Origin of the sequence: Butyricicoccus sp. (assembly GCF_050872565.1) — a bacterium.
In the GTDB taxonomy this organism is placed as follows: Bacteria; Bacillota; Clostridia; order Oscillospirales; family Butyricicoccaceae; genus Butyricicoccus_A.
Map to the genome: position 1 here is coordinate 1 of NZ_JBNMHC010000241.1, position 3,498 is coordinate 3,498.

The 3,498-nt window shown below is 48.5% G+C and carries 5 protein-coding genes; all 5 read left to right on the forward strand.

Going from position 1 to position 3,498, the window contains the following annotated elements:
- Positions 1-738 (forward strand): ABC transporter permease (locus ACR0P9_RS09380; RefSeq protein WP_432619503.1); only part of this gene is annotated, 738 nt, incomplete at its 5' end.
- An 87-nt stretch (positions 739-825) separates the two neighbouring features.
- The gene (locus ACR0P9_RS09385; RefSeq protein WP_432619507.1) at positions 826-1,659 is read left to right on the forward strand and encodes a helix-turn-helix domain-containing protein; all 834 of its coding nucleotides are present in this window, start codon (positions 826-828) and stop codon (positions 1,657-1,659) included.
- 66 nt (positions 1,660-1,725) lie between these two features.
- The gene (locus ACR0P9_RS09390) at positions 1,726-2,283 is read left to right on the forward strand and encodes a hypothetical protein (protein WP_432619509.1); all 558 of its coding nucleotides are present in this window, start codon (positions 1,726-1,728) and stop codon (positions 2,281-2,283) included.
- Between the two features lie 16 nt (positions 2,284-2,299).
- Positions 2,300-2,551, forward strand: coding sequence for a hypothetical protein (locus tag ACR0P9_RS09395; RefSeq protein WP_432619511.1), 252 nt, complete (start codon positions 2,300-2,302; stop codon positions 2,549-2,551).
- Between the two features lie 107 nt (positions 2,552-2,658).
- Complete coding sequence (locus ACR0P9_RS09400) at positions 2,659-3,201, forward strand: hydrolase (protein ID WP_432619513.1); 543 nt, start codon at positions 2,659-2,661, stop codon at positions 3,199-3,201.
- The last annotated feature ends 297 nt before the right edge of the window (positions 3,202-3,498 follow it).

Consider the following 3,498-nt stretch of genomic DNA (forward strand, 5'->3'; position numbering starts at 1 on the left):
AAGGGCGGCATGACCAACTCGTTTGTACTCATCGTTGTCGCTATTGTGGCTGGTACATTGATCGGCTTGATTAACGGCTTGCTGCTGACTCGTCTGCACCTGCCGCATCCGTTCGTATCTACGTTGGGTATGAAAAACTTCCTGTGGGGCGCATCGCTTCTGGTCGTTTCTTCTCAGATGGTATCCGGCTTCCCGGACGGCGTCATGGCACTGGGTTCTTCCACCATCGGCGGCTTCCCGATCAGTTTCATCGTTGTCGTTATCATCTACATCATCATGCATATCCTGCTGACCCGCACTTCTCTGGGTCGCTCTATCTACTGTGCAGGCGGCAACATGGAAGCGACTCGTCTGTCCGGTATCAATGCACCGAACGTTCTGACATTCTGCTATGCGCTGTCCGGCTTTATGGCAGCTCTGGCAGGTATCGTATCCATCGGCCGTTCCGGCATCTGCAACGGTGCTAACGCAATCCAGCCGTATGACACCGATGCAATCGCAGCGTGTGTTATCGGCGGTGCATCCTTCATGGGCGGCAAGGGTACAATGATCGGCACCATGATTGGCGCTCTGATTATTGCAACCCTGCGCAACGGCTTCACCCTGCTGTCTATCGACTCCGCAGTACAGAACATGGTACTCGGTCTCGTTATTATCGGCGCCGTTCTGCTCGATGTCACCCGTGAGTCCATGGCTGTTAAAGCTCGCCGCAAGGAAGCTGCAGCTAAGGCTAAGTAAAAAATACATAGTTTCTCTTCTGGATATAGCGCCTTCGCTCTCTCGGGCGAAGGCGCTTTTCAGATCGAGAAGAAAGAAGGAAAATACATGAAAATCGTTGACAAAGGCGTATTAGATGCTTCGTTTATGGACTTTTCCACGCCGTCAGAATTTGCTCGGTCGGCGCTGTACTATTGCCCACAGTTTGGACACTTTTATTGTGAAAAGGGATATGATATTCAGAGAGAATATCTGGAACTGTATCTGCTCATGTATATTTGCAGCGGAACCATGACGATTGAAGTCAATGGCAAGAGTGTGACGGCGGGCAGCAATCAGATTGTGCTGATTGATTGCTATCAGAAGCATCGGTATTATTGCAATGGAGACACCGAATTTCTGTGGTTCCATTTTAATGGCAACAGCTGTGCACCGTATGTCAAATATTTGATTGATCGAAGCGGCATGGTGTATTTGGGAGAGGACTTTTTGCGACTCAAACAGGTCTTTTTGCGCATTATCTCCGAAGCACAGTCCAATGTCGGCAATGAACACCGAATTTCGCTGTATGTCAATCAGATTTTATGCCGCATGGCGGACAGCAAACAGCAGGTCAGCGCCATGAATGACTTGCTGCTTCCGGCTTTGGACTATATTCGCGTAGAATATGCCCACCCCATCAGCTTGGATGATTTGGCGGATTTGTGCAGCATCAGTAAGCCGCACTTGATTCGCTGCTTCAAAAAATATTTGAATTGTACGCCGCATGAGTATTTGCTGTCGTATCGACTCAAGCAGTCAAAACAGATGCTGATCGGCTCACAAAGCTCTATTGAGCAAATTGCAGAGGTATGCGGCTTTAACAGTGCATCGCATTTTACGCGCGCATTTCGCGGAGCAAACGGCATTACCCCATCGGAATTTCGCAGATTGCAGTTCTAATACGCTTGCTGTCTGAGTGGTTTCGTGTTACACTGATACCATAAGGCAGGAGAGGAGACGAGACCAATGGAACAGACATTTGAGCAGCTGTCTCAGCAGTTTCTTGCTCGGGCAGCACAGCAATACGGAGAACCTTATGTGATTCAGCGAGAAGTCACTTGCTGCGGCATCACATTTCCGATGATAGCGGGATATATCAAACGAGATGGACGGCATTTCCTTGGCATCAAGAGCGATTTATCGCAAGATGGTATGTGCGGAGAGACCTGCTATTTTCTGCGCTGTGAGACATTGACACAGGAATCTTGGGACACCTTGTGCGGGATATTTAAAAAGGTGCAGGACAGCACGGTTCCGGCGGATGACCCAGCGCATGTGTTTACATTGGTCAGTTTTGTCGTTGAGACCCATCGCGTTGACGCGGCGGTAAAGAAAAAAATTCGTCGTCTGCGCGATGAGCGCAATTATTCCGGCAGTCAGGGCGGATGGAGCAGCCTGCGCGTCTGCGTGCGGGAAGAAGAGTCTGACAGCTACTATTATAACGGCATGGGAAAAGCCGTGATGGAATGCTTGACGCGAGAGGAAATGCCGAAACCAAGAAAGAAGTTTTTGGGTATTTTCTAAATAGGAGGACAGAATCATGAAAAAAGGGTATCACAGCACGCAGAGCAAGGCATTCAATACCATTCCGCGGTCAGAATATTTGGGTGTTGTTTTGGGCTTTGCCATCGGTATGTTTTTGACCGGCGCGCTGCATTGGGACAATCGGATTTTGGAATTGGTCGGCGCCATTGCCGGTTTTGTTATCGGCTGGTGGATTGACGGAAAATACTATGCGGAAAAAGATATTCCGGCAGAACAGCTGGAAGCAGCAGAGGACAAAACGGAATAAGAAGATGACATCCGGTTCTCTAGAAACCGGATTTTTTCTTGTTGTTTCTATGCGAGTACGGTATAATAAAAGGAGATTGTACACCCTACTGGAATAGGAGAACGACTATGAGACTGAAAAAGGAAACGACAATGGTTCTCGCCGTAGATTATCAGGAAAAGCTGATGCCGGCGATGCACAACAAGGATGCCTTTATCCCGCGCACCTGCCTGCTGCTCAAGGGTCTGAAGGCACTGGATATTCCGATGATCGCATCGGAGCAGTACCCGAAGGGCCTTGGCTCGACGGTGCCGGAAATCAAGGAAGTCATGGGCACGGTGCCGTATCTGCCAAAGACGACATTTAGCTGCATGGATGATGCGGGACTGCGCACGGCTGTGGAAGCTACTGCGTGTGATACCGTTCTGCTGTGCGGTGCCGAGCTGCACATCTGTGTGCTGCAAACAGCTATGGATCTGATCGAAATGGGCAAGAAGGTTGTGCTGGTCGAGGACTGTGTCGGATCTCGGACGGCGCATGATATGGAAATCGGTTTGATCCGTGCGCAGCAAGAAGGCGTTCTGCTGACCACAGCCGAGGCGGTTTTGTTTGAATTGTTAAAGAATGCCTCCGGCCCGGTATTCAAAACGATTTCTAAGCTGGTTAAGTGATTCCGTTCGTAAACAGAAATTTAACATGCAATCGGTCCGTGTAAATTCTACTCAAATTTGTAACATCATGACAGCAAGAACAAGCAAAATTCCTGTAAAATCTGGCAGAAAACACATATACAAGCCAGACGATTGATGTTATAATGAACATCGTTAAGAAACAGATACTCTGATTTCTAAAGAGTTTTTTATATTTCATTTGAGGTGAATTACTATGCGTGACTGGTTAGTTGAACTTAGAAAAAGCAAGGGCCTGACTCAGGAAGTAACGGCTCAGAAGGCACATATTGCTCGTAG